The organism is Streptomyces sp. NBC_00873, assembly GCF_045207415.1.
Classification (GTDB): Bacteria; Actinomycetota; Actinomycetes; order Streptomycetales; family Streptomycetaceae; genus Streptomyces.
In genome coordinates, this window is the sequence record NZ_CP108803.1 from 2,173,307 (window position 1) to 2,198,346 (window position 25,040).

Annotated in this window: 17 protein-coding genes and 1 pseudogene; 13 read left to right on the forward strand and 5 right to left on the reverse strand. The window is 68.3% G+C overall.

What is annotated here, in order from left to right; all coding sequences use genetic code 11:
• Window positions 1–110: 110 nt before the first annotated feature.
• Window positions 111–1,046 carry an acyl-CoA thioesterase gene (locus OH809_RS09870; RefSeq protein WP_406422768.1) on the reverse strand — a complete coding sequence of 312 codons (936 nt, stop codon included), beginning with the start codon at window positions 1,044–1,046 and terminating at the stop codon, window positions 111–113.
• 123 nt (window positions 1,047–1,169) lie between these two features.
• Here OH809_RS09870 and OH809_RS09875 point away from each other — a divergent pair, with 123 nt between their 5' ends.
• The 6 genes from OH809_RS09875 (at window position 1,170) to OH809_RS09900 (ending at window position 7,051) form a co-directional block, all read left to right on the forward strand.
• On the forward strand, window positions 1,170–1,970 hold the full coding sequence (locus OH809_RS09875) for an SDR family NAD(P)-dependent oxidoreductase (RefSeq protein WP_406422767.1): 801 nt from the start codon (window positions 1,170–1,172) through the stop codon (window positions 1,968–1,970).
• An 83-nt stretch (window positions 1,971–2,053) separates the two neighbouring features.
• Window positions 2,054–2,815, forward strand: a complete 762-nt coding sequence (locus tag OH809_RS09880; protein ID WP_406422766.1) for an electron transfer flavoprotein subunit beta/FixA family protein — start codon at window positions 2,054–2,056, stop codon at window positions 2,813–2,815.
• 97 nt (window positions 2,816–2,912) lie between these two features.
• The gene (locus tag OH809_RS09885) at window positions 2,913–3,875 is read left to right on the forward strand and encodes an electron transfer flavoprotein subunit alpha/FixB family protein (RefSeq protein WP_406422765.1); all 963 of its coding nucleotides are present in this window, start codon (window positions 2,913–2,915) and stop codon (window positions 3,873–3,875) included.
• A gap of 41 nt (window positions 3,876–3,916) precedes the next feature.
• The gene (locus tag OH809_RS09890) at window positions 3,917–5,353 is read left to right on the forward strand and encodes an MmgE/PrpD family protein (protein WP_406422764.1); all 1,437 of its coding nucleotides are present in this window, start codon (window positions 3,917–3,919) and stop codon (window positions 5,351–5,353) included.
• 40 nt (window positions 5,354–5,393) lie between these two features.
• Complete coding sequence (locus tag OH809_RS09895; protein WP_406422763.1) at window positions 5,394–6,257, forward strand: hypothetical protein; 864 nt, start codon at window positions 5,394–5,396, stop codon at window positions 6,255–6,257.
• On the forward strand, window positions 6,254–7,051 hold the full coding sequence (locus tag OH809_RS09900; protein WP_406422762.1) for an HpcH/HpaI aldolase/citrate lyase family protein: 798 nt from the start codon (window positions 6,254–6,256) through the stop codon (window positions 7,049–7,051). Before OH809_RS09895 ends, OH809_RS09900 begins: the two co-directional genes overlap by 4 nt.
• Before the next feature lie 53 nt (window positions 7,052–7,104).
• Here OH809_RS09900 and OH809_RS09905 read toward each other — a convergent pair whose 3' ends face one another.
• Window positions 7,105–8,325, reverse strand: a complete 1,221-nt coding sequence (locus tag OH809_RS09905) for a CoA transferase (RefSeq protein WP_406422761.1) — start codon at window positions 8,323–8,325, stop codon at window positions 7,105–7,107.
• A gap of 136 nt (window positions 8,326–8,461) precedes the next feature.
• Here OH809_RS09905 and OH809_RS09910 point away from each other — a divergent pair, with 136 nt between their 5' ends.
• Entirely contained in the window at window positions 8,462–9,010 is a 549-nt protein-coding gene (locus OH809_RS09910; protein ID WP_406422760.1) for a nuclear transport factor 2 family protein, read from the forward strand.
• 90 nt (window positions 9,011–9,100) lie between these two features.
• On the opposite strand, the pseudogene OH809_RS09915 reads toward OH809_RS09910, so the two are convergent.
• Window positions 9,101–9,433, reverse strand: a pseudogene (locus tag OH809_RS09915) (transposase family protein); the annotation flags it as partial.
• A gap of 641 nt (window positions 9,434–10,074) precedes the next feature.
• Between OH809_RS09915 and OH809_RS09920 the strand changes: the two are divergent.
• Window positions 10,075–10,299, forward strand: coding sequence for a DUF6233 domain-containing protein (locus tag OH809_RS09920; protein ID WP_406515019.1), 225 nt, complete (start codon window positions 10,075–10,077; stop codon window positions 10,297–10,299).
• Between the two features lie 312 nt (window positions 10,300–10,611).
• On the opposite strand, the gene OH809_RS09925 is transcribed toward OH809_RS09920, so the two are convergent.
• The gene (locus OH809_RS09925; protein ID WP_406422758.1) at window positions 10,612–11,643 is read right to left on the reverse strand and encodes a CBS domain-containing protein; all 1,032 of its coding nucleotides are present in this window, start codon (window positions 11,641–11,643) and stop codon (window positions 10,612–10,614) included.
• The gene (locus OH809_RS09930) at window positions 11,627–13,474 is read right to left on the reverse strand and encodes a DUF262 domain-containing protein (protein WP_406422757.1); all 1,848 of its coding nucleotides are present in this window, start codon (window positions 13,472–13,474) and stop codon (window positions 11,627–11,629) included. The genes OH809_RS09925 and OH809_RS09930 overlap by 17 nt, the downstream gene beginning before the upstream one ends.
• Before the next feature lie 157 nt (window positions 13,475–13,631).
• On the opposite strand from OH809_RS09930, the gene OH809_RS09935 reads away from it, so the two are divergent.
• The 5 genes from OH809_RS09935 to OH809_RS09955 all read left to right on the forward strand — a co-directional run bounded on the left by OH809_RS09935 (window position 13,632) and on the right by OH809_RS09955 (window position 24,947).
• A complete protein-coding gene (locus OH809_RS09935; protein ID WP_406422756.1) occupies window positions 13,632–14,054 on the forward strand; it encodes a hypothetical protein in 423 nt (140 codons plus the stop codon).
• Complete coding sequence (locus OH809_RS09940) at window positions 14,054–14,530, forward strand: hypothetical protein (RefSeq protein WP_406422755.1); 477 nt, start codon at window positions 14,054–14,056, stop codon at window positions 14,528–14,530. Before OH809_RS09935 ends, OH809_RS09940 begins: the two co-directional genes overlap by 1 nt.
• A 184-nt stretch (window positions 14,531–14,714) precedes the next feature.
• The gene (locus OH809_RS09945) at window positions 14,715–16,058 is read left to right on the forward strand and encodes a protein kinase domain-containing protein (protein WP_406422754.1); all 1,344 of its coding nucleotides are present in this window, start codon (window positions 14,715–14,717) and stop codon (window positions 16,056–16,058) included.
• 185 nt (window positions 16,059–16,243) lie between these two features.
• Window positions 16,244–19,339, forward strand: a complete 3,096-nt coding sequence (locus OH809_RS09950; protein ID WP_406422753.1) for an SNF2-related protein — start codon at window positions 16,244–16,246, stop codon at window positions 19,337–19,339.
• 52 nt (window positions 19,340–19,391) lie between these two features.
• The gene (locus OH809_RS09955) at window positions 19,392–24,947 is read left to right on the forward strand and encodes an Eco57I restriction-modification methylase domain-containing protein (RefSeq protein WP_406515020.1); all 5,556 of its coding nucleotides are present in this window, start codon (window positions 19,392–19,394) and stop codon (window positions 24,945–24,947) included.
• Window positions 24,948–25,040 lie beyond the last annotated feature (93 nt).

Here is a 25,040-nt window from a genome sequence, read left to right on the forward strand (position 1 = left end):
GGTGGTGGCAGCCGGTGTGGCTCTTAGGAGCGGCCGGCGGGCTTCGTCCTCGGCCGGACACAGAGATACGCAGAAGTTCACACGATATAAAATGTGTGATGCACGTTATGTCAAGAGGTATGCGGCGAGCGTACGGGAACGGGGCGCGCGGAGTGCACGCCGTGCGGGCGGATCAGTCCTTCCTGGGCGACCGTGGCGACCATCCCCCGGGTAGGGCTGTACACATGGGCTGTGGCCAGCCCGCGGCTGCCGCCGGCCCAGTCGGAGGACTTGTCGTACAGCAGCCACTGGTCGGCGGGGACGATCTGGTGGAACCACATGGTGTGGTTGATGGTCGCCCGCTGCACCTCTGGCGCCAGGAACGGGTAGCCGTGCGGTCGCAGCGCGGTGGACAGCAGCGTCAGGTCGCTGATGTAGGCCAGGAGACAGGAGTGCAGGGCCACCTCCTGACTGTCAAGGGGGTCGTGCACGCGGAACCACAGGCGCTCCGTCACCGGCCCCGGGCGCCGGCCGCCTGCCACGGCCCCGTTCTTCGCGGGCGGTGCGGCGGCCTCGCGTTCCTGGATGACGCGCAGGTCGAGGGCCTTCCACTCCTCGCGCCAGAACGCCCGGGTGTCGCAGTCCGCCCGCTCGAGCGCGTCGACCAGCGGGACCGCGTCCCCCGGTACGGGCACGCGCGGCATCGGTGCTTGGTGTTCGTAGCCCGCCTCGTCGCGGTGGAAGGAGGCGGTGAGTTCGAAGATCTGGCGCCCGTGCTGATGGCCGCAGACCCGGCGTGCGGTGAAGGACCGTCCGTCCCGCACGCTGGTCACGTCGTAGCGGACGGGCTCCTTCGCGTCACCGCCCCGAAGGAAAGAGGCGTGCAGGCTGTGGACCGGGCGGCCGGACGGGACCGTGCGGTACGCGGCCATCAGTGCCTGGGCCAGCAACTGCCCGCCGTAGGTGCGGGCCATCCTGCTGGGGCAAGCCGCCTGCCCCAGAAAGCAGTCGGTTCCGACCTCGTGAAGGTCAAGCAGGTCCACCAGGTCCTTTCCTGATGCGGGCATGGGTGCGCCTCCATGGTGCGGGTCCGGCGGTAGGATGACCATTGTAGCCAGAGAATATATTTTGTATCATGCGTGATGAGCTTACCGGTTCACGGATCGATGACGCCCCGCGAAAGGCCGCGCATGACCACCACCGACTCTGACTCTCCCTTCTCCACGCTCTTCTCCGTCGCGGGGAAAAACGTTCTCGTCACCGGCGGCAGCCGCGGCATCGGCCTCGCCATCGCCGAGGGCTTCGTCCGTGCGGGTGCCCGCGTCTACGTCTGCTCGCGCAGTGCGGAGGCCTGCGCCGCCGCGGCCAAGGAGCTGTCGCAGTACGGCGAGTGCCACGCGCTGGCGGCCAACCTGGGCAGCGCCGAGGAGTGCCGCTCCCTGGCCGCGCAGCTCGCCGAGCGCGAGACCCGCTTGGACGTGCTGGTGAACAATGCCGGCGCGATCTGGGCCGAAAAGCTCGAGGAGTACCCGGAGTCCGGGTGGGACAAGGTCTTCAATCTGAACGTCAAGGGCCCGTTCTTCCTCGTGAAGTCGCTGCTGCCGCTGCTGAAGGCGGCTGCCGCTCACGAGGGCCCGGCCCGGGTGATCACCGTCGGCTCGATCGACGGCCTGCACATTCCGTCCCACGAGACGTACGCGTACTCCTCGTCAAAGGCCGCGGTGCACCAGCTCAGTAGGCATCTCGCGGACCAGCTGGCTCCGTTCTCCATCACCGTCAACGTGATCGCGCCCGGCATGTTCAACAGCAAGATGCTCAAGGGGACGCTGGAGCAGCGCGGCGAGGAGGCCATGCTGGCGCCGGTTCCGCTGAAGCGCTTCGCGAACGACACCGACATGGCCGGCACCGCCATCTTCTTGGCCTCGCCCGCCGGTTCGTACATCACCGGAGCCGTGCTGCCGGTCGACGGCGGCACCGCAACCACCCTCTGACGAACCGCTCTCTTTCCCGTACGTCCGCATGGGGCCGACGGCCCCGAGCATGAAAGGGCCCTGCCTTGAGGATCGTTGTCTGTGTGAAGTACGTGCCCGACGCCACCGGCGACCGGCACTTCGCCGAGGACCTGACCGTCGACCGCGACGATGTCGACGGCCTGCTGTCGGAGCTGGATGAGTACGCGGTCGAGCAGGCGCTGCAGATCGCTGATGAGGCGGACGACGCCGAGGTCACGGTGCTGACGGTGGGTCCGGAGGATGCCAGGGACGCGCTGCGCAAGGCGTTGTCGATGGGTGCGGACAAGGCCGTTCACGTCGAGGACGACGACCTGCACGGCACCGACGTGATGGGCACGTCGCTGGTGCTGGCCAAGGCGATCGAGAGTACCGGTTACGACCTGGTGATCGCGGGTATGGCCTCGACCGACGGCACGATGGGTGTGCTGCCGGCGATCCTGGCCGAGCGTCTGGGCGTTCCGCAGGTGACGCTGCTGTCCGAGGTGTCGGTCGAGGACGGCAGGGTCACGGGCCGCCGTGACGGCGACAGTGCGTCCGAGCAGCTCGAGGCGTCGCTGCCGGCCGTGGTGTCGGTGACGGACCAGTCGGGCGAGGCGCGTTACCCGTCCTTCAAGGGCATCATGGCCGCCAAGAAGAAGCCGGTGGAGTCCCTGGACCTCGAGGACCTGGAGATCGACGCCGGCCAGGTCGGTCTGGAGGGGGCCTGGACCAAGGTCGACTCCGCGGCCGAGCGTCCCGCCCGCACCGCCGGCACGATCGTCAAGGACGAGGGCGAGGGCGGCAAGCAGCTGGCCGCCTTCCTCGCGGAGCGGAAATTCGTCTGAGCAGCCTGGCCGGCCGGACGTTCGTCTGAGGCTTCGGCCCTTATCGGCCACCCACCACCCTCCCTTCATACTTCGCAAGCAGGAGAGAAGAAGTCCCATGGCTGAAGTCCTCGTCTACGTCGACCACGCAGGCGGCGCCGTCCGCAAGCCCACCCTGGAGCTGCTGACGCTGGCCCGCCGGATCGGTGAGCCGGTCGCCGTCGCCCTCGGCTCCGGCGCCGAGAACACCGCCGCCGCGCTCGCCGAGCACGGCGCGGTGAAGGTGCTCACCGCGGATGCGCCCGAGTTCGCCGACTACCTCATCGTCCCGAAGGTCGACGCGCTGCAGGCCGCGTACGAGCAGGTGTCCCCGACCGCCGTGCTGGTGCCCTCGTCCGCCGAGGGCAAGGAGATCGCCGCGCGCCTCGCGGTCCGGATCGGCTCGGGCATCATCACCGACGCGGTCGACCTCGAGGCCGGCGAGGCGGGCCCGGTCGCCACCCAGTCCGCGTTCGCCGCCTCCTTCACCACCAAGTCCCGCATCACCAAGGGCACCCCGGTCATCACGGTCAAGCCCAACAGCGCCGCCGTCGAGGCCGCCCCGGCCGCCGGTACGGTCGAGACCCTGGCGGTCTCGTTCTCCGCGCAGGCGACGGGCACGAAGGTTGTCTCGCGCACCCCGCGCGAGTCGACCGGGCGCCCGGAGCTGACCGAGGCCGCGATCGTGGTCTCTGGCGGCCGCGGGGTCAACGGTGCGGAGAACTTCGCGATCATCGAGGCGCTCGCCGACTCCCTAGGCGCGGCCGTCGGCGCCTCGCGTGCCGCGGTCGACGCCGGCTGGTACCCGCACACCAACCAGGTCGGCCAGACCGGCAAGAGTGTCTCCCCGCAGCTCTACATCGCCTCCGGTATCTCCGGCGCGATCCAGCACCGGGCCGGCATGCAGACCTCCAAGACCATCGTCGCGATCAACAAGGACGCCGAGGCCCCGATCTTCGACCTCGTCGACTACGGCATCGTCGGCGACCTCTTCCAGGTCGTCCCCCAGCTCACCGAGGAAGTCAACAACCGCAAGGGCTGACCCGCTTCCGGACCACCCACTCCTCGGAAAGGACGTTTTCCATGACACCCACGCTGACCCAACGCCTCGCCGACTTCACCGCCGCAACCTCGTACAACGACCTGCCGGAGGAGGTCGCGGACGACAGCAAGCGGGTGCTCCTCGACTCGATCGGCTGCGCCCTCGCCGCCGTCGGTGAACCCCGCGGCCGCATCGGCATCGAGTACGCCGGCCTGCAGAGCGGAACGGACGATTCCGCCACTATCCTCGGCTCGGACCGGCGCAGTTCGGTGTTCGGGGCGGCGTTCGCCAACGGCGAGCTGATCAACACCCTCGACTTCGACGCCGTACTCCCGCCCGGCCATGTGGCGCCGTATGTGATCCCCGGAGCGCTGGCCGTCGCCGAGGAGCGCGGCGCGAGCGGCAAGGACCTGATGACGGCCGTCGCCCTCGCGCACGAGATCACGCACCGCTTCGGCAAGTCGATGGACTACCTGCGTGACACCAAGGACGGGAAGACCGCACTCTCCCCCGTGGTGGGCTTCAGCAGCACCATCTTCGGCGCCACCGCCGCCATCGGCAAGCTCCGCGGGCTGTCCGCCCCGACCCTCGCGCACGGCCTCGGCATCGCCGCCACCTCCTCCCCCGTCAACGCCCACCGGGCCTGGATCGCGCACGCACCCAGCTCCACCGCCAAGTACCACCTCCAGGCCGGGACCCTGGCGCAGACCGCGCTGACCGCGAGCTGGATGGCCGAGCTGGGCCACCGAGGCGACCTGCAAGTACTGGACGACGCCGAGGTCGGCTACCGGCGCTTCATCGGCACCGATCGCTGGGTCCCCGAAAACCTGACCGACGGGCTCGGCACCCGCTGGGACTTCCCCGCGCAGCACAGCTACAAGCCGTACCCGCACTGCCGCATCCTGCACGCCCCGCTGGACGCGCTCATCGAGATCGTCGAGAAGCACGACATCAAGCCACAGGAGATCGAGTCCATCCGCGTCTGGGGCGAGGGCTGGGTCATGGAACCGGTGTGGCTCAGCCGCGAGGTGGAGCACGTCCACGACGCGCAGTTCACCATCGCGCACGGCATCGCCGTCGGCGCCCACCGCATCACCCCCGGTAACGGCTGGCAGGACCCGAACCTGGTCTTCGGCTCCTCCGTACGCACCCTGATGGACAAGGTCACCTACGCGCCGCACCCCGACTACGTGACCGCGCTGGAGGCCAACCCTTCCGCCCGCCCCACCCGCGTCGAGGTCACCGCCCGGCATACCACGTACACCGCCGAACGCAGCTTTCCCAAGGGCAGCCTCTCCCCGGACCCCGCAACGTACGCGACGACGGAGGACCTGGTCGGCAAGTTCCGGCACAACGCCTCGGGTGTACTCGGCGAGGCGGACACGGACCAGGCCGTCGACGCGCTGCTCAACCTGGAGTCGGCAGGCGACGTACGTACCGTGCTGCGTGCGCTGACCCCTTCCGACTCGCGCCGGTAGTCCCAGACGACCGAGCCCGACCGCACAGATGGAGACAAGGATGCCGCTCACCGCGGACGAACTCGCCGCCCACGTCGATTCCTGGGCCCCGACCGCGCTGGTGCGCGAGGACGACCTGTCCCCCGGACCGGCAGCCGCCTTCGCCGCGGTGCTCGGCCGGCCTGAGGACGGGCCCGCCGCCGGAGATCCACTGCCGCCGCTGTGGCACTGGCTGTACTTCCTGGAGTGGGTACCGCAGCAGGACCTCGGCCCGGACGGCCATCCGCTGGACGGCCACTTCCTGCCGCCGGTCCCCGACCGCCAGCGCATGTTCGCGGGCGGCCGTTACGAGGTGCGCCGCCCCCTGCTGACCGGCGTCCGCACCCGACGGACCAGCAGCCTCGGCTCGGTGACGGTCAAGCAGGGCTCCTCCGGCCCCCTGCTGTTCACCACCGTGCGGTACGAGTACGCCCAGGAGGGCGAGGTCTGCGCCGTCGAGGAGCAGGACATCGTGTACCGCTCCGGCCCTGCCCCGGCAGCACCGGCCGTACTCACGGCGTCGGAGGAGCCCGAGTCCGAGGAGGGCTGGCAGCTCGCACTGGCCCCGGACCCGGTGCTGCTGTTCCGCTTCAGCGCGCTCACCGCCAACGCCCACCGCATCCACTACGACGCCCCGTACACCCGGGAGACCGAGGGCCACGCCGGGCTGGTCGTGCATGGTCCGCTGCTGGCCCTGCTGATGCTGGAGCTGCCCCGCCGCAACGAGAAGCGCCCCGTCCGGAACTTCTCCTTCCGGCTCCGCAGCCCGATCTACGGGCACGAGCGAATGCTCGCCCACGGGACCTCGGAGGGCGACCGCGCCGCCCTGCGGGTCTCCACCGGCCGCGCGGACCGGCACAGCACCGGCGAGGTGACCTTCGCATGACCAGCTCCCTCACCCGGGCCCGCACCCTGCTCTTCGTACCGGCCGACCGCCCTGACCGCTTCGCCAAGGCGGCCGGGAGCGGCGCCGGGGCCGCCATCCTCGACCTCGAGGACGCAGTGGCCCCGGAACGCAAGGACGAGGCCCGTCAGCATGCGGCCGCATGGCTCACGTCCAACGGGCACTCCCTCGTCCGCGTCAACAGCCCGGGAACGCCCTGGTACGAGGAGGACGTGACGATGGCCGCCCGGTGCGGGGCACCGGTCGTCGTGCCCAAGGCAGAGGACCCCGCGGCCCTCGCGGAACTCGCCGACCGCCTCGGCCCCTCCGGGATCGTCGTCGCTCTCATCGAGACGGCACTCGGCGTCGAGCGGGCCTTCGAGGTGTGTTCCTCGCCCGGCGTCGTACGGGCCGCGCTGGGAAACGTCGACCTCGCCGGTGAGCTGGGGGTCTCCCCTGACGACCACGCGGCACTGGCCTACGCCCGCAGCCGGCTGGTGTGCGCCTCGGCCGCAGCGCAGCTGGTGCCGCCCGTGGACGGGGTCACCACCGCCATCCGGGACGCGGCCGCCCTGACCGCCGATCTGGCCCACGGCCGCCGCCTCGGTTTCACCGGGAAGCTGTGCATCCACCCGTCCCAGGTGGTGCCGACCGAGAAGGCGTTCGCCCCCACCGAGGAGGAGCTGATCTGGGCCCGGGAGGTCACCATGGCGCAGGACGGGGTGTCCGTGGTCGACGGGAAGATGGTCGACAAGCCCGTTCTCGAGCGGGCCCGCCGCATCCTGGCCTCCTCCTGAAAGCGCGGACGGGCCCTGGCACGCTGCAGCGCGCCAGGGCCCGTCCGTCTCTCTCAGAACGGGGCCACGACACCCCGGTCAACGAGCCCGCCCAGCTCCGCCGAGCCCAGTCCGAGCACCTCGCTCAGCACCTGCTCCGTGTGTTCGCCGAGCCTCGGCGCCGCGGCCACCGGCCCGTACTCCTCACCCCGGCGCAGCGGCGAGCGCGCGGTCAGCACCTCACCGATGCCGGGCTGCTCCACCTGCCCGATCACTCCGGATCCGCCACCCTCGCGAATTTCGGCGGCTACCTCTCCCATGGTCCGGTACGCGCTCCACAGGACGTGGGCCGCGTCCAGCTCGCGCGTCACCTGCTCCAGCTCACGGGCCTCGAACCAGGGGCGCAGCACCGCGGCGATCGTCTCGCGCAGCCGGAAGCGCTCGGACTCCTCGTCCAGGTCGATGCCCAGGGCGTCCTCCAGTGCGGCGAACACCTTCTCAGTCCCAGTGACGGTGCGCAGCGCCGCCCACTGCCGCGGAGTGAGGGCCACGACCATCACGCGTCGCCTGTCCCCGGTGGCGAAGTCAACGCCGAAGCTGCCGTAGAGGTGGTTGCCGTGGCGCGACCGGTCCCCCTGTTCCTCGGCCTCAGCGAGCCAACCCATGCCGGCCACTCCGGCCAGGGCCACGTCGTGCAGGGCCAGCTGCAGGAAGGCGCCCTCCCCGTTGCGCTCCCTTCCGTGCAGCGCAGCGAGCAGGCCGGTCACGGCGGTCATACCGGCAAGGAGGTCCCAGGCGGGCAGGACGTGGTTGACCGGGACCCCCGATCCGGCAGGGCCGGTGAGGTGGGGCACACCGACCTCGGGGTTCACGGTGTAGTCCACCGCCGGGCGGCCGTCGGCGTAGCCCTGGATGTGGACCTGGATCACGTCGGGGCGCCGCTCGGACAGGACGTCGTACGACAGCCAGGGCCGGCCCGCGTTGTTGTCGACGACGATGCCGTTGTCCCTGCCCGCGGCGGTGGCGAGTGCGATGACCAATTCACGTCCCTCCGGGCTGCGCAGGTCGACGGCGACGGAGCGCTTGCCCTTGTTCAGTGCTGTCCAGTACAGACTCTGCCCCGTACGGTCCGACACCGGCCACCGCTGGTGGTCGGGGCCGCCCCCAACGGGGTCGACCCGAATGACATCGGCACCGAGCTGGCCCAGCGTCATGCAGCCGGAGGGGCCCGCGACGAAGCTCGCGCACTCCACAACTCGCAACCCCGCAAGGGGCGTTCCTGTCGTACCGGGCATCGTCACAGCAGACCTCCAACTGGCGCGCATGCAGAGCGGGCACTCGGCCCGAGCGTACAATCTATTACGCATGATATATCTTATGGGTGCTAGGGGATGCGCCGTACGGATGAACCATCGGAGGCGAGCGTTCGCGATGACGTCAGCACCAGAGGCGCTGCAGCGCCTGGTCGACCGGCAGGAGATCCAGGACGCGCTGGCGCGCTACGCCCGCGGGGTGGACCGCGGCAACTGGGAACTGGTCAGGTCCGCCTATCATCCCGACGCCCACGACGAGCACGGCTCCTTCAGTGGTGGCGTCGACGGCCTGATCACCTGGCTGACCGACCGCTTCAAGGGGGTCGACAACTCCGTGCACTTCCTGGGCAACTGCCTGATCGAGCCGACCGGCCCAGACTGCGCCCTCGTCGAGACGTACTTCGTCAGCGCGCGCCTCACCACGAAGGACCCGCAGCGCGCGATCGACGCCGGTGACGCACTCAGCCGCCAGGCGTGGGGTCGTTACGTGGACCGCTTCACCCGGCGCGAAGGCGCCTGGCGCATCGCGCGGCGCACGGTCGTCGTCGACGGCCGGTTCCAGTCCCCCGCGCTCGGCGGTGCCCGCACGGCCGGGGGCTCGTGGGGCGCCCGGGACTGGACCGACCCGCTGCACGCCGCACGCTCCGCCGTGGGACTGTCCCGCTGAACGGGGCGCCGGTCTGGTCTTTGGGTGCCCACGTCAGGGCACGGTAAGCACGAGAACCAGTGCAAATATTATATATAGTATGCTCTATCCGAGTCGGTCGGCGAGGCGATTTGTCCGACGCTGGTAGCGCTCCAGCAGGCCGGGCACCTGCTCACGGAACGTCTGCCGCGGGCAGCCCAGCACCGAGCACACCAGGCGCCGCACCCTGACCGACACCACCACCCGCCTGCCGTCCACGGGCACGTCCGCCACCGTCCGGTGATGGAAGCTGTGCACCCGCCCTGTCCGCGCCCCGCACACCGGACACGGAACCGGATCATCCCGGGTACGGGCCACCACCCGGACCAGATCACCTTCGCCCGCCACACTCTCGACGACCAGATCCGAAAACACCACACCTACAAGGGCGTTGACATCAAACATGCCTCAGCCTGACACCAGGTGACGTACAGCTACCACCGATTACGGGACAGAGCCGTTGAGTGGACAGACCCAACCCACGGATGCACCGACCTGAAGCAGACCGGTGGACCAATGGGTTCAAGATAAAGGGCTTTCGGTTTCCTTGAACCCACGGGCATCTCGGCCTCGGACTCCTATCTCTGACCCCAGCCGCAAAGTAGTGGTCTACCAGCGATCGTTGATCTCCCACCACCCCGGCCTCAACTTCGGCAGCGGCCCCGGCGGCTTCGGTGTCATCGCTTTCTCCCCGGTGGCTGGACGCAACCACGTCCCAGGCGTCTTCGCCTCCAACGTCCTGCGTGCCGCAGCGCCTCGGAGCTGTGACGGTGCATGCCGCTCCGGCACTCGGGAGCCGTTCATCTCCCGATGGCACTGTCGACAGAAGTACCCTTCCGCGTACGGCTTCGACCGTGCCGAGTTTCTGCACCGTTTGCCCTGGCACTTAAACAACCGTTCCCCCCTCGTTGCCCGCGAGTGTTCCTCACGCCCCATCGGAGATGATGCCTGAAACTTCCCCGAGCACAGCCACCAGGTCATGAGCGCCGCTGATTCCCTGGCACTACTCGGGGGTGCCGACCACGCGGCTCTCGCGGGATGTGCCTGTGCCCGTCGGTGCCGTACGGCCGCGTCCCGCCACCCGGTGGGTCGTTGACGCCGAGCGCCGGGTTTACCCCGCTGGCGTGCAGCCGACCGCTGTGCACCGCGCCGACTGCTGGACGGTGACCGCGGGCACGGAGGTCGCCGCCGAGGAGGAGGCGCGTGCGGCGATGGCCCGCCCGGGCGCTCGGGGCTGCTGCGTCTGCGGGACGGACATGTCACTTGCCTGAGGCAGGGTCAGCGTTTGATCGTCACGCAGGGCAGCCGGTCGGGACGGTCCTTGAATTCGGCGCACAGCCGGTATCGGTGCGGAACTCGCCGTCGCCGGACGGGTCTGGCACCGAATGGCCGAGCAGCTCGCCGACGAACAAGCGGCGGCCGCGCCGGTTCCAGCGCAGGTCGCGGGCCCAGATCCTCGTCGCTCCGCCTCAGCTGCGCCGGGGTCGGAGCCTCAAACGCTTCCGCCCATCCACTGCGGCGGCAGCTGGGCGATAGCCATTAAGTACTCGCCGAAAATGCCTCAAACTTCGTGCGCACCTCACTCAGGCAGTGGTGGTCGCTCCGTAGTCCGGGTCGTAAAGGCGCAGCATGGAGACGAAGCTGTCGAGCAGATCGAGTTGTTCGGCCCTGAGTGACGGCGCGTTGAAGTGCATGACCGTGTTGCGGACGTCCTTCACGCGGCCGAGTAGCCCGATGAAGTGGCCCCTGTCGACAAGGGGCCAGCCAAGTTTGTCCCAGCGTTCCTCGTTGTCCAGGAGGCGGATGTATTCGCCGAACATCATCTCGTCGACGGACGTCTTCTTCTTGTGCACCTTCTGAACGTCGGCGTCGTCGTAGACGCGCCCCAGACATCGCCGCAGTCTCCGCTCGATCTCGCCCAAGGTGAAGAAGGGCCGGGCTACCGTGCCGAACTCGCCTGCGAGATCGGCGGAGGTGACAATGCCGCTCACCCGCCCGTCCGCGGTTCGGACGAGAACGAACTCGTGTGCGCGGATGGTCGGCAGTACCGGCAGCAAATGAGCCGAGGCATTGACGATCTCGTACTCACTGCTGATCGCGCTGGCCAGACACGTCTTGCGCCCGGTCGCGTGCATGTGAGCGATCGATGCCCAAGTGACAACCCCGTGCAGGGTCCCCGACGTGTCGATCACGGGAAGCTGTGAGTACCCGCGCTCCACCATCCTGCCCATCGCGACGGACAGAAGCTCATCAGGTGTGATCGATGTGACCCTGTGGGCGCACGGCAGGTCGTGCACCCGCATCGCCGTCTGCGGGAACATGCCGACGGCTTCCTCAGGGGCGTCGGCCGGCTCCTGCTCGGTACCGCCCTCGCCGTTGTCGGCGCCGACGCCCCCGTCGCGCTCGTGGGTGATCGGGACGACCGCGACCTCGTCGTCCAGCGAACCGACCGCGAAGTCCGGCACTGTGCTCAGTCCGGCATTCGTCAGGTCGAGCCGGATCTGCGGCACGGACGCGTGGTCACGGATCCGGAAGCCCCACAAGGACAGAAGGCCCCGGATCGGCAGGGCCACGCCTTCCAGACCCTTGACCGTGGCGTCAGCCGGCGTGGGCATCGTGCACCCCCTCACGCACTGCGGCCTTACCCATTTCCCGCTCCACAAGTTCCAGAAGCCTGCCAGTCCGGTCTCGGTAGAAGGCCTCGAAGTCGTCCGAGCGCAGCGTCTTGGCGTCGATGAGGTGCGTGCCGACGATGTCGTCGAACCAGTCACCCGGACTGCCTGTATGCCGCTCGAAGGACGGCAGGTACGCCGACGGCGCACTGGCCCCCATCGCCTGCAGTGCCCGGTAGGACAGCGGTGTCTTGTTGACGATGCTGCTCATCCGGGAGCCGTCCACGCCGTTCTGCTCGAACCAGGCTTTGGGGAAGACCTGCCGGATGTCCACGTACTGCCCGATCAGGAACTGCTCGTTGATCGGCTCCCCGTGGAAGAACCAGTCGATCGCCCCCTCCTTGAGGAGGAGGGCGTGGACTCCCTTGTACGCGGCGCTGTTACGCGAGGCAAGGCGATGCAGGCGCTGTTCCTGAAACGTCGCCTCCGTGATGGTGTCGGGCTCCGGACCGCCGTCCTTGATCCAACCGACCACCTGCTCGACGTCCCGCACGAAACGGGTGTCCGTGACGCCTCCGTAGAGCTCGCCGAGCACACCGCACCAATACCAGCGCGCGAGCCTTTCCTGAACGCCCCGGTCCTCCACCGCGTCCCCGAGGAGGACGCCGATCGCCGCGAGGGGCACGACCTGGGATCCATACGGCAGGTCACGCTCACGGAACACGTGCTGTGTGGCGAGGAACCGGCCGACCCAGGACAGCGCTTCAGCTGTCTTCGGCGCGATCCTCGTGTAGTCGGTGAGCGGCAGGTGCAACAGATCGCGGCGCTTGCAGCTCACCGCCGGCGCGTTCGTCGCCCCGGAATTCTCCGCCAGGAACTCCTGCTTGCGTTGATAGGTACGCACCAGCGCGATGGCCTGAAGGAAGTCCAGACTCGTGAGCCCGGTCTCCTGACCGCCGTCCCTGTCCAACGTCCCGAAGACCTGGTACTCCGAGCACAGCTTGCCCTTGACGGCCTGCCAGTCCTTGATGAGGCTGAAGTCCTCGCCCCCGTTGCGCTCCGCATACTGCGTGTCACCGGCGTAGGTCGCCGTGAGCAGCTCGAAGACGTTGAGGACGACGCCGCCGGTATTCACCCGCTCGAACACCGAGCACACTGCTTCCTTACGGGTCTCCTTCGGCAGCCGAATCAAAGGCACCTTGAACCCTTTGACGGTGTCGATGACCCGGGCCTGGAAGGCCGACCACAGATCCCAACGGTCGTCGGCACCACTGACGTAGACCCGCTGCCACTTCCCGGTCTGCTCCGGCTCGAAGATCAGGTTCAAGGGGAACAGACCACTCGCGCACTCTTTCTCTCGCGTGGTGAGGTCACTTGTCGCGCCTCGGCCGAAAGCGCCCCGCACGACCCGGTCCTCCGGGACGGAAAGGATCGCCTCGTCCCGGTCCGCGGTGTCATCCACAGCCTTGGCGATGTCGATGTAGTACCAGCGCCTGAGCGGCCTGTTCCGGGCACCCGTCGTCTCTACCGGACGGTCCGACTTGAGTGCTTGGAACAGAGACGTCAGTCGCTGTTGACCGTCGAGCAGCAGTTGTTCGGGGACGACATGCGGCCCCACCTCGGTGCCGTGCAGCGTGCGCGCCTTGAATTGAGCTTCGCCACCCGTCTCCAGCGTCATCGCGACACCCAGCGGATAGTCGAGCGTCACAGTCGCCAACAGAGCACGGATCCGATCGTCGTCCCACTTCCACTGCCGCTGGAAGTCGGGAAGCTGGATCCTGCCGACCGCGACATCGTCCAGCATCTTGCCCAGGCTGGGCCCGTCGAGCGCCACCCCTCACCCCCCAGTACAAGGACGCTCCCCTGCGTCACAGAAGGAACATGCTAGTGGCACCGGCCCGCCCCCGACCGGAGTCTGGCAATCCTTACACCAGATCTTCAAATCTGCTAACCTTTGATGCTCCGAAGTTAAAGATTGCTGGAGGTGGGCAGTGCCCAAGCGTTCCATCGAAATCGACGACGAGGTGTTCGCGTTCCTGCAGAGCCAGAGCGAACCGTTGGTGGACAGCCCCAACGACGTACTGCGGCGGCTGCTCCTCGGAAGCTCCGGCCAGCCGCCGGCCGCCACGGCGGAGCGTCGCCCCGGAGACTTGATGCCGTTCGTCAAGGCCGGTCTACTGAAGGCCGGGGACAAACTGATCCACGTCCAGCCGCGTCGCGGTCTGACCCACGAGGCCACGGTGACGGCGGACGGCTGGCTCGAGATCGAGGACGGCCGCGAGTTCTCCAAGCCCTCGCCGGCGCTCAAGGCGCAGACCGGAGTCGACATCAACGGCTACGGCAAGTACGCCCTCAAGGAAGACCCCGAGGTCCGCCTCCAGGACCTCCGCGAGCAGCTGCGAGGCGGGGCCTGATGGCGACGCATCTGATCATCATCGGCGACCGGGAACCCCTGGCCTGGGTGCTGGAGAACCAGCGGATGGCCTTCCCCGCCGGACGCACCACCGGACTCCCGGAGAAGAGTGACGAGGTCCTCCTCTATACGACGAGGGGCTGCTACCGGAACCCTGGGCGCGACCGTGGGCGGATCATGGGCCTGGCGACCGTCACCTCCGAGGTCGCGGCGCTGCCGGCCCCCGTCTCGTTCGGCGACCGGGACTTCACCTCCGGATGCACCCTCCAGGTGCACGGACTCGCCCCGCGCCACGAGGGGGTGATCCTCGCCGACCTCGTTCCGCAACTTCAGGTCTTCCCAGACCCGAAGACCTGGAGTGTTCGAATGCGTCGTGCGTCGCTGAGGCTGCCCGAACCGGACGCCGATCTGCTGCGCCGGGAGCTTCAGCCGATGCTCAAGGCCCGCAGGTCGGTTCTCGGCCAGTACACGGTCTGATCCGGCCGCTCGGCTCCCTGGCCTGCTCCGATCCCGGCAGAAGACGGGACCGCCCGCCCTAGACTGGCCGGGAGCTGTGTGCGCCGTCGGCCGGACGCGGCCTCCCGTGCTTCCGGCCCTCCAAGGCCGCACGCACCGCCGACGACACCACGATCAGGGTTCCACAGGGGTGGGGGAACGAGCCATGTACCAGCTGAACGAGGAGAGGGATCCGGCGGTACTGGGTCCGTTCGAACTGCTCGCCGTGCTCGGACAGGGCGGGATGGGCCGCACGTACCTCGGACGCAGGCTCCCGCTGGAGAACCTCGGCCCCGAACTGGAGACGGGGTACCACCTGACCGAGTTCAGGGAGTCGGCTCAGCCGGTCCTGGCTGCGGTCAAGGTGATCAAACCGTCGAAGCTGCGGGACAGTTCCGAGCACTCCGAGGAGGAGGCGAGGGCGCGGTTCGCGCAGGAGATCGAGACGATGCGTACGGTGGCCAGCGCGCGGGTCCCGGCGCTGTTCGGCGCCGACGCCGACGCCGAACAGCCCTGGCTGGCCATGGACTTCGTCCACGGGCCGACCCTCCACAAGCTCGTCCACACCTGCGGCCCCCTGGCCGTGGGCCCGTACGGGGCGCTCGGCCTCGCCCTGGTGGACGCCCTGCGCGCCATCCACGGCGCCAAACTGCTGCACCGGGATCTCAAGCCAGGCAACATCGCTGTCGGACCCGACGGCCCCGTCGTACTCGACTTCGGTCTCGCCGTCCTCACCGAGCGGGACAGCGACGCGGCTCTCACCAAGACGGGCGTCGGCTTCGGCACCCCGTCCTACATGTCGCTGGAACAGGCGACCGACACCAAACACGTGACAGAGTCGGCGGACACCTACTCACTGGGGGCGGTGCTGTTCTTCGCGGCCGCCAAACGCCCGCCGTACCCCCTTACTCCCCTGCTCACCGCACCCAAGTGGGACGGCGTCCACGCGCCGTACCTGCCGCTGCTGGGCCGGATTCTGGTGCAGGTGGAGACACAGCGACCCTCCCTCGACGAGATCGAGAGCGACCTGCGGCAGTTGCTCGCCGTTCACGGACTGACGGAGGAGGCCGCCGCGGACCAGTTGCGGGGCCTCGTGACGGAGTCCGGGCTGATCCCCGAGCTCCCCGCGAAGGCCCTCTCCGATCTGCCGGATCCCGAGGTCCAGCAGGCTGCCCAGCAGGCCGTCGACGACGGGGGCGCCCCGGACAGCCCGTGGGCGCCCGACCTGTTCGACGAGTTCCTGGAGGCCGAGGCGCAGGACCTGGAGCCTCTGGACCCGGCGGCCGAGCCCGCGCCCGACCCCACCGGGTATGTGCCGACCTTGGTGGACCCCGGTGCGCAGCCGGCTCCGGGAGCCGTCGCACCGGTCCCCGCGCAGCCCACGGTGACCAGCTACCCCCTCGCGCCGCCGCAGCCCCCTGCGGCACCTGAACCTGACGTGGCTCCGCCCGTCGCCCTGCGGGCCGCCGAGCGGCTGCGGAAGGCGTACGCCCACAGCGGGCGCCTCTGACGTGCCGCAGCATGGGTCCCGGCCCTGGCTGCGAGAACAGACTGGGGATCCCGGACCGCGGGGCCCCTTTGTCCGTTTAGGCTTCGCATGGGGCCGCGCCGCCCCTTTCACCGGTAGAAACATACCCTCGTGCGCACCCGAGTCCGGCGTGCGTCCCACCGTCCTGTCGAAAGGAACCGCCCGCCATGCCCGACGCAGCGTCCGACCTCCCTTCGGGCCCGCCCCCGGCGGGCACGGTGATCGAGGTACGGAACGAGGAGTGGCTGGTCCGCAGCAGCAGCCAGGTCCGCGTCGGCGAGATCCTGATCGAGGCCATCGGCGCCTCCGAGCTGGTCCGCGGGCACCGAGCGCGCTTCCTCACCTCGCTCGACGGCATGCCCCGCATCCTGCGCCCCGAGGGCACCGAGCTCGTCCACGACAGGTCCGACGGGTACCGCCTCAGCCGGCTCTTCCTGGAAGCCGTGCTGCGCAAGACCCCGCTTCCCCAGATCGAGCGCCGTCTCGCGCTCACCGAGGGTTTCCTGCTCGATCGTATGGACTACCAGCTGCGGCCGGCCGAGAAGGCTCTCGCCAACCCGTTGCGGCCGCGCCTGCTGATCGGTGATGTGGTCGGCCTCGGCAAGACGCTAGAGATCGGGATCCTGCTCGGTGAGCTGATCCGCCGGGGGCGCGGCGAGCGCATTCTCGTGGTCACCCCGGCGCCGGTGCTGGAGCAGTTCCAGCACGAGATGTGGACCCGTTTCTCGCTGCCCCTCGTCCGCCTGGACAGTGTGGGCATCTCCCGGATCGAGCGGAAGATCCCGGTCGGCCGGAACCCGTTCACGTACTACAAGCGCGTCATCATCTCCATGGACACCCTGAAGAACGCCAAGCGCTACGGAACCTGGCTCCAGGGCATCGAATGGGACGCCGTCGTGATCGACGAGTCCCACAACCTGATCAACCGGGGCAGCGACCGCCGCGTCCTGGCCGAGCTGCTCGCGAAGCAGACGGACGCGCTGATCCTCGCGAGCGCCACCCCGCACAACGGTGTGATGCGGGACTTCACCGGTCTGGTCCGGCTCCTGGACCCGATGGCGGTCAAGGACGAGCAGAACCCGAAAGCGTCCGAGCTGCACCACCTCATGTTGCGCCGTACGAAGGTGAGCAAGGAGGTGGCCAAGGCACTGAAGGGCTCCTGGGCGCCTCGCGGCACATCGGAGCCGATCCCCTGCACTGCGGGCGAACTGGAAGAGCGCGTCTTCGCCGAGCTGACCGAGGGCTGGCTCGGGAGTCCGGACCCTCACGGGGCCGATCATCTCTTCCCGTACGTGCTGCTGAAGTCCTTCCTGTCCTCGCACCGCGCGCTGTTCGCGACGGCCCGCAAGAAGCTGGCCGGCCTGGGCCATGCCCTGCCCGAGGGGCACAAGAACGTCACCGACCTGCCGCTGACCGGCACGGAGGCGCACTCGCCGGTGCCGGAGGTCGCCTCCCTGCTCCGGCTCACCGAACTCGCCCGCGAGATCGAGCAGGCGTCGACGGCCGGAACCGTGGCCACGGCCAAGCTCGCCGCCCTCGTCACCTACCTCCGGCAGATCAAGGTCGGACCGGGCAGCCCGACCCGCGCGGTCGTATTCTCCGAGCGGCGCGAGACCCTCAACTGGCTCGGCGCGGTGCTGCCCGCGCTGTTGGGCTGGAAGAAGCCCAAGGACGGCGAGGCCGCCGTGAAGGTGATGCACAGCGAGGTCTCCGACACGGTCCAGATGGACTACGTGGACGAGTTCGCGCGGGCCGGCAGCGACGTGCGGCTGCTGCTGACCGGCGATGGCGCCTCCGAGGGCGTCAACCTGCACCGGCAGTGCCACCACCTCGTCCACTGGGATCTGCCGTGGAGCCTGATCCGCGTCGAGCAGCGCAACGGCCGCATCGACCGCTACGGGCAGACCGAGAATCCCGAGTTCCGGGCGCTGATCCTGCGGAGCGAGGTCGAGGGAACCCTGGACGACCGGACCGTCGCGGAGAAGGTCCTCGCCCGCGAGGCCCGGGTCCACGAGGTGCTCGGTGCGGTGGAGGCCGCCACGAAGGAGGACGACTGGAACAAGGAGGAGCGCCGGGTGATGGAGGCGCTGCTCCGCGACGCCCCTCCCGAGGAGGCGGTCGCCGACCTCCAGGCCGTCGATGTGGACGCGCTCGCCGAAGGCGGCCTGGGCGCCGAGTTCCCCGTGGCGCGCCGGACGATGAGCGAGTTCGGTACCGGCCCGGCCCCGGTGGAGGCCGACGCCTCCGGCTCGGACACGGATTTCGACGCGGGCTTCGACGCCGACTTCGATTTCGACCTGGACGTGGACCTGGACGACTACGGGTCCGACGCACAGGACGAGCCCTTTCCGGCGCAGGACGGGCCCGACTCGGCCACGGTGGAATCCGACATCCCGACCGTGGACGAGCTGCGCCTGTTCGACGCCGCTCCGGAGCGGAACCGCCTCCAGTACGTACGCACCGGACTGGAGGAGCTGGCCAAGCTGGAGGCGTTCCACCTCAACACCGCCTTCACCGGAACCGACCTGAGCTTCGACACCCCAGAGGACCTTGCCGACCGGCTCGACGTGCTGCCGCCCGGCTATCTGCGCGACCAGAACATCGCCCGCCGGATGAAGCTGACCTTCAGCCGCGAGGACGCGGCCGATGCCCTCAAGAGGGCTCGCGAGAACTCGAATTCGTCCTCGCTCTGGCCGGACGCCCACTACGTCGGCGAACTCCACCCGGTGGTCGAGTGGATCACCGACAAGGTACTCGTCCAGCTCGGCCGTCAGCAGGCCCAGGTCCTCCAGGTCGACCCCCGGTACGCTTCCACGCCGGTGGTCCTCACCCAAGGCGTGTGGTCCAACGCTGAAGGACGTCCGACCCTGGTCGCCTGGCGTGCGATCGACCGGCTCGACGAGCTGGAGCCGCGCGTCCGGGAACTCACCCCGAAGCTGCTCGCCGAACTGCACATCGGCCCGGACATGCCCGACCACTACACCCCGGGTTCCCTGGAGGACCTTCAGCGGCTGGTTCCGAAGGCCGTGGCCGAGACCCGCCGCGAACTCAATGGTCTGCGGGAGATCGCCGACCGGGAGGTCGACGCCCCGCTGCGCGCGTACGAGAAGCAGGTCGGCGACTGGCGACAGGAGCTGCTTCCGGGCTTCACCCGGTCCACCCGCGACGACGCGGCGGACCGCCTGGCCGAGGCCGCCGCCCGGCTACGGACCTCGGGCGAGCCGATGATCCGGGTCCTGGCCGTACTGGAGCCCGGCGCATGAGTCCCCGTCCCCTCGACCTCACCCCCATGAACAGCGAGCAGGAGCAGCAGGCGTGACGTTCGACTCCCTGATCAACGAGCGCGAGTACTTTCCGTCCTTCTACCTGGACAACATCCTGCCGAAGCAGCTCGCGAGCGGCCCCCTCAAGGAGTGGTCGGCCCTTGAGCGCCAGGACCGGTCCACCCCCCGGCAGAACCTGCGCGACCTGACCCGCCCCTACATGGATGCACGGGCCGTGCTCGGTCCGGACGCCGAGAAGTACAACGGGCTGCCGTACGCACCGGCCGTCGCCGCGCAGGAGGCGGCCGCCGCCGGGCTGAAGGCAGCGGGCCCGGACACGGAACCGCCCGCCTTCCAGCCGGCGTCGCCGGAGACCGAGGCCGACACCGCGCCCGAGGGCGAATGGCGGGCCGCGCTGACCGGGTGGCACGCACGCCTGCTGAAGGCCCTGGACTTCACCCCACGCCCCGGGCACTTCACCGCCCACACCCCGACCGGTCCGATCGCCGTGCCCGTGGCCCATTCGGAGCCCGGGGTCCTCGTCCTGACCGGTGGTTTCGCGGAGGACCTGGACGCCACGCGCGGCGACGGTCCCGCGAACCTCCTTGCCGCACCGGTCCGTGTCTCGGCCTCGAAGACGCTGACGACCGTCCGCGAGCTGGCCTCTTGGGTGTTGAATGCGGAGAACGCCCCGCGCTACGCGCTGCTGCTATTCGGCGGTGTGCTGATCCTCGCCGACCGGCAGGCGTTCTCCCGCGGCCGCTACCTGGCCGTGAACCTGGACACCGCCCTGCCCCGCAAGGCGGCGAAGGGCACGAAGGCCAACGAGATCGACCTAATCGCGGCGATCTTCGCGGCCTCGTCCCTGCGCCCCGGCGAGGACGGCTCGGACGACGAGATCGCCAAGCTGGTCGCCGAGTCCCGGGACCACTCGGTGGGCGTGACCGAGCTCCGCGTCGGGCTCCAGAAGTCCGTCCAGCTCATCGCCAACGAGGTGCTGCGGCGTGCCCGCGAGGAGTCCGGGGTCCACCCCGAGGACCTGCCGGAATGGTTGCCCGACGCTCTGAAGGAACCCGGTGACCTGCCGCGTCTCCTGACCGAGGAGTCGCTGCGCTACCTGTACCGGATCCTGTTCCTGCTGTACGCGGAGGCCCGGCCGGAGCTCGACATCCTGCCGGTGAAGAGCGAGGCGTACGCAACCGGGTACAGCGTGGCCCGGCTGCGCGAGCTCGTCGTCCAGGAGAAGCTCGGCAGCGCGTCCCGGCACCGGTTCCACTTCCACGAATCCCTGGCCCTGCTCTTCGAGAAGGTGTTCACCGGTCATCCGGTGGCGAACACGGTCACCGACCGGAGCGCGCCGATCGAGGAGGCGCCCGAGCTGGCCGAGGACGACGGCCACGAGAGCGTACGCATCGAGGCGCTGCGCTCGCGGCTCTTCGACCCGGAGTCGATAAAGCTGGTCGGGCAGTCCATTCCCTACCCACACCCGGCCCGCCCCGACGGCTCGCCGGCCCCGGCAAAGCCCCTGGACCTGCGCCTGCGCAACAAGGTGCTGCACCAGGTCCTTCGCCACCTGACACTGGTCGAGGGCCGCGGCAAGGGCCGGGGCGGGTTCATCAGCTACGCCAACCTCAGCATCAACCACCTCGGCGCGGTGTACGAGGGGCTGATGTCGTACACCGGTTTCATCGCCACCAAGCCGATGTACGAGGTCGCCAAGGGCGGCAACCCGGAGGGCGGGTCCTGGCTGATCACGACCGACCAAGTGCGGAGCGGCCTGTACTCGGACGCGCCGGGCGACAGCGTCTTCGTCAAGGAGGACGGCGTCAACCCGGAGACGGGCGAGCCGGACTCGGTGGTGCACCCGGTCGGCTCGTACGTGTATCGGCTGGCCGGCCGCGATCGGCAGACGAGCGCGTCGTACTACACGCCCGAGTCCCTGACCCAGGCGACCGTCGAGCAGACCCTCCGCTTCCGCCTGGACGACGAGGGCCACGTGGACCCGCGCGAGCCGGAGAAGTCCGAGGTCACGGCAGCGGAGGTGCTGCGCTGGCGGGTGTGCGAGCCGGCACTCGGCTCCGGCGCCTTCCTGAACGAGGCGGTCAACCAGCTGGCGGAGCTATACCTGAAGCTGGCTCAGCACGAGCGGGGCGAGCAGATCGACTCGGAGGAGTACCCTCGCGAACTCCAGAAGGTCAAGGCGTACATCGCCCTCCACAACGCATACGGCGTCGACCTCAACAAGACGGCGGTGGAGCTGGCGGAGATCTCGCTGTGGCTCAACACCATGTACCCGGGCATGCGGGCCCCTTGGTACGGGCTGCACCTGCACCGGGGCAACTCTCTGATCGGCGCGGCGCGGAAGGTGTATCCGGGCCAGTCCCTGGACAAGGGCGGCTGGCTGAAGTCCTCCGACCAGCAGGCGCCGAGGCCGGTCCCACTGACCGAGAAGCTGGCGGGATCGGGAGTCCATCGCCCGGTGCACCAGTTCCTGCTGCCGGCGCTGGGCTGGGGCTCGGTCGGCGACTCAGTGTCGGTGCGGAAGGCCACCAGGCAGAGCGTGGTGGCCGGGGCGGTGGCTGAGTGGCTGGAGCCCGAGCTCGTCGAGGCGATAAAGAAGTGGCGTTCGGGCATCCGCAAGGCGCCGAAGGGCGAGAAGAAGTCGCCGTCTGCGTCGGAGAAGGCCCCGACGACCCAGGCGACCGTCCTGGCGCGGGAGGAACGGACCGGGCAGGGGGCGCTGAATCTGGGCCTGGAGATCTGGGAACAGTCGGGCTTCGACTTCTCGGCGTCGGCCGAGGCCCCGGCGACTGTGCCCGCCAAGCGCGCCGCCCAGGCGCGGCGCGGCGGCGCGGGAGGGGACGCGGACGACGGCTCCTACGGTCAGGCGGGACGCCTGCGGGCGCTCGCCGAGCGGGTGGAGTACCTGTGGGACCTTGTCAAGCTGCGGCTTGAGCTGTCGGAGCAGGAGATCTCCCGTGACATCCCGGTGTGGGGTGCGGAGGGTCGTGGGGAGTGGTCGGCCCCAGTGATGGACCGGGAAGCCGTCCTTGACGCTCTGCAGATGGAGGGCAGCCCCTACTGGCGGCTCAAGCAGGTCATGGACGCGTGGTGCGCGCTGTGGTTCTGGCCGCTGGAGGAGGTCGCGCTTCTGGATGGCACGGCGCCGGACTACTTCAACGGGGCACAGGACCTGAAGAAGCTCAGCAAGGGCAGTCACGACCGTAAGGTGGCACTGCGGAACCTGGACGAGTGGATCGAGTTCGCGGAGTCGGTCGTCGGCCGGGTGGACGTGGAGCCGGGGAAGGACACCGGCTCGCTGTTCGAGATCCCGAAGGTCAGCGGCCTTGAGGGACTGGACGAGTTCGAGCGATCCCTCGACGAGAAGATGAGCGAGATCTCGGGCTGGGTGGACTTCCTGAGCCTGGGAGACCTCTTCCCGTGGCACGGGACGGCGGTCCGCATCGCGAAGGAGCGCGGCTTCTTCCACTGGGAGCTGGACTTCGCGCATGCGTTTGCGGGGGGTGGGTTCGACCTGATGGTGGGCAACCCGCCGTGGGTCAAGCAGGAGTGGAAGGAAGGGACCACTCTCGCCGAGTTCGAACCTTGGTTCGAACTCGCGGGCAAATCGAGCAGTACTGCGTGGGCCGACAGAAAAGCCACCATCCTGCAGAGGCCAACGTCGCGCACGATTTTTCTCGGTGAACTTGCGGACGCTGCGGCGACTTCCGAATTCCTTGCATCAGCTGACGCTTATCCCGAACTCTCCGGAACCCAGCCCGACCTGTATCGCAATTTCATGCTGCTGTCATGGCGAGCCACAGGAAACAGGGGAATTTCCGGCCTAATTCACCCTTCAACTCATCTGACGGGAGCGATGGAGGGGCAGCTAAGGAAGTCCACCTACAGGCACCTGAGAATCCATGCGGATTTCGCGAACGAACTTTATCTATTCGCGAGGCCCGTCATGAATGACACTCGATTTAGTATCAACGTGTACGGGAGTTCGCGTGAGATCGGATTCCAACACCTGACTTGGCTATTCCACCCCGACGCACTCCTGAACTCCTTGCGGCATGACGGGTCCGGCCCCCTTCCAGCGATCAAGCGATGGGATGATCGGCAAGGGAAATACACCTGGGACCTTCGCCCCCATAAGAGCCGAGTAACCTTCGTAGACCGACAGACACTGTCGAATTGGAACGCCCTAAGAGGCGAGGAAGATCGCTCTTCAGTGGAAGACACTCCACTCTTGTTTCCCATCACCACCGCAGAAAAGGAAGCGATCGCCGCTATCGCCTCCTGGCCGCACCGCCTAGGTAGCCTTTCGCCGAAAATCAGTCAAGGTTTTCACGAAAAGGTCGACCAAACGGCAGGGTATTTCGACAGAAACCCCGCATCAACAGATGACTGGGGCGAGGTTATCTTGCAGGGGTCGTTCATCGGCGTGGCAACACCTTACAGTAAGCAACCACCTACTGGGGGTTCGAAGACCAACCGCGACTATCAGCGATGGGATCACGAGCAACTACCGGCCGACGCCGTTCCACGAACCAATTTTCAGCGCAAGGCGAGCCTCGCACGATACGTAAAGAAGCAGGACCTCTGGTTCGATGACGCAGCCTTCTCCCGGCTCTCCGACGACCAGAAGGCAAAAGAAGGAGCAAGGATTGCCGTCACCCAGGAGAATCCGACCTTGACAGGGGAAGGGTTGGAGATGGCCATTCGCACACACCTTCGGACTAGTTGCTACAGACCGTACTCGACGTTTCATCGACTTGCCTGGCGTGAAATGAATCGGCCCAAGAATGAGCGCGTGCTCCAGGCCTGCCTAATCCCGCCCGGGCCAACGCACATCCACGCGATGCGAAGCATGGCTCTCACCTCTTTCGAGGACATCGCACTTGTCGCTGGTTTCTTCGCAAGTATCCCCTGCGAGTATCTGCTGCGAATCACGAACCGCAAGCACATGGACGTTTCTGACGCCAAGGTCTTCCCCATCCCGCACCCAAACCACCCACTAGCGCCGGCTCTGGTTCTGCGCACACTGCGCTTGAACTGCCAAACTGCCGCGTACTCGACCCTTTGGCAAGAACTATTCGAGCCTTCATGGCTGAATGAGGCATGGGCCGCAAGTTCCCTGTGGCCGTCGGAACTGGCGCACCTGGCTGTCAACATTGGACCTCAGTGGACAACGGGCACCCCGTTGCGCACCGAACTGTCACGTCGCGCTGCAATCATCGAGATTGACGCGCTCGTCGCCGTTTGGCTGGGAATCAGCGCGGATGAGCTGGCGGCCATTTATCGAGCAAGATTCCCGGTCTTGCAGCAGTACGAGGAAAGAATGTGGTTTGACTCAAAGGGAAGGCGCATCGCCTACGCACCACATGCCAAGGGCTTTGGGCAGGCAGTAGCAGCGTGGGAACAGCTCAGCTCGCATGAGAACTTCCCGCTCGAAGCGAGCGTGCCCGACGGGTACGAGGGGCCGCTGTACCGGGCGGACCGGGTGAAGGAGATGCGGGCCGCGCACGCGGAGTTCACGCGGCGGATGCGGGCCGCCGGCTGGGAGCCCGGGGACACGGAGCCGCCGGGATCCGCCCAACAGTAGGCCCGGCGCCGAACCCGAGCAGTTGCGGCGGCAGTCCACCCCGCCTCCCCTACAGGGGGACGGGGCGGACGGCCGGGCTGTGAAACCGGCACT

Excerpts from the sequence above, each read along its gene's own strand:
- OH809_RS09870 (WP_406422768.1), bottom strand. The coding sequence starts at position 1,046 with ATGCCCGCATCAGGAAAGGACCTGGTGGACCTGCTTGACCTTCACGAG.
- OH809_RS09875 (WP_406422767.1), top strand. The coding sequence starts at position 1,170 with ATGACCACCACCGACTCTGACTCTCCCTTCTCCACGCTCTTCTCCGTC.
- OH809_RS09885 (WP_406422765.1), top strand. The coding sequence starts at position 2,913 with ATGGCTGAAGTCCTCGTCTACGTCGACCACGCAGGCGGCGCCGTCCGC.
- OH809_RS09890 (WP_406422764.1), top strand. The coding sequence starts at position 3,917 with ATGACACCCACGCTGACCCAACGCCTCGCCGACTTCACCGCCGCAACC.
- OH809_RS09895 (WP_406422763.1), top strand. The coding sequence starts at position 5,394 with ATGCCGCTCACCGCGGACGAACTCGCCGCCCACGTCGATTCCTGGGCC.
- OH809_RS09900 (WP_406422762.1), top strand. The coding sequence starts at position 6,254 with ATGACCAGCTCCCTCACCCGGGCCCGCACCCTGCTCTTCGTACCGGCC.
- OH809_RS09905 (WP_406422761.1), bottom strand. The coding sequence starts at position 8,325 with ATGCCCGGTACGACAGGAACGCCCCTTGCGGGGTTGCGAGTTGTGGAG.
- OH809_RS09910 (WP_406422760.1), top strand. The coding sequence starts at position 8,462 with ATGACGTCAGCACCAGAGGCGCTGCAGCGCCTGGTCGACCGGCAGGAG.
- OH809_RS09925 (WP_406422758.1), bottom strand. The coding sequence starts at position 11,643 with ATGCCCACGCCGGCTGACGCCACGGTCAAGGGTCTGGAAGGCGTGGCC.
- OH809_RS09940 (WP_406422755.1), top strand. The coding sequence starts at position 14,054 with ATGGCGACGCATCTGATCATCATCGGCGACCGGGAACCCCTGGCCTGG.
- OH809_RS09945 (WP_406422754.1), top strand. The coding sequence starts at position 14,715 with ATGTACCAGCTGAACGAGGAGAGGGATCCGGCGGTACTGGGTCCGTTC.
- OH809_RS09950 (WP_406422753.1), top strand. The coding sequence starts at position 16,244 with ATGCCCGACGCAGCGTCCGACCTCCCTTCGGGCCCGCCCCCGGCGGGC.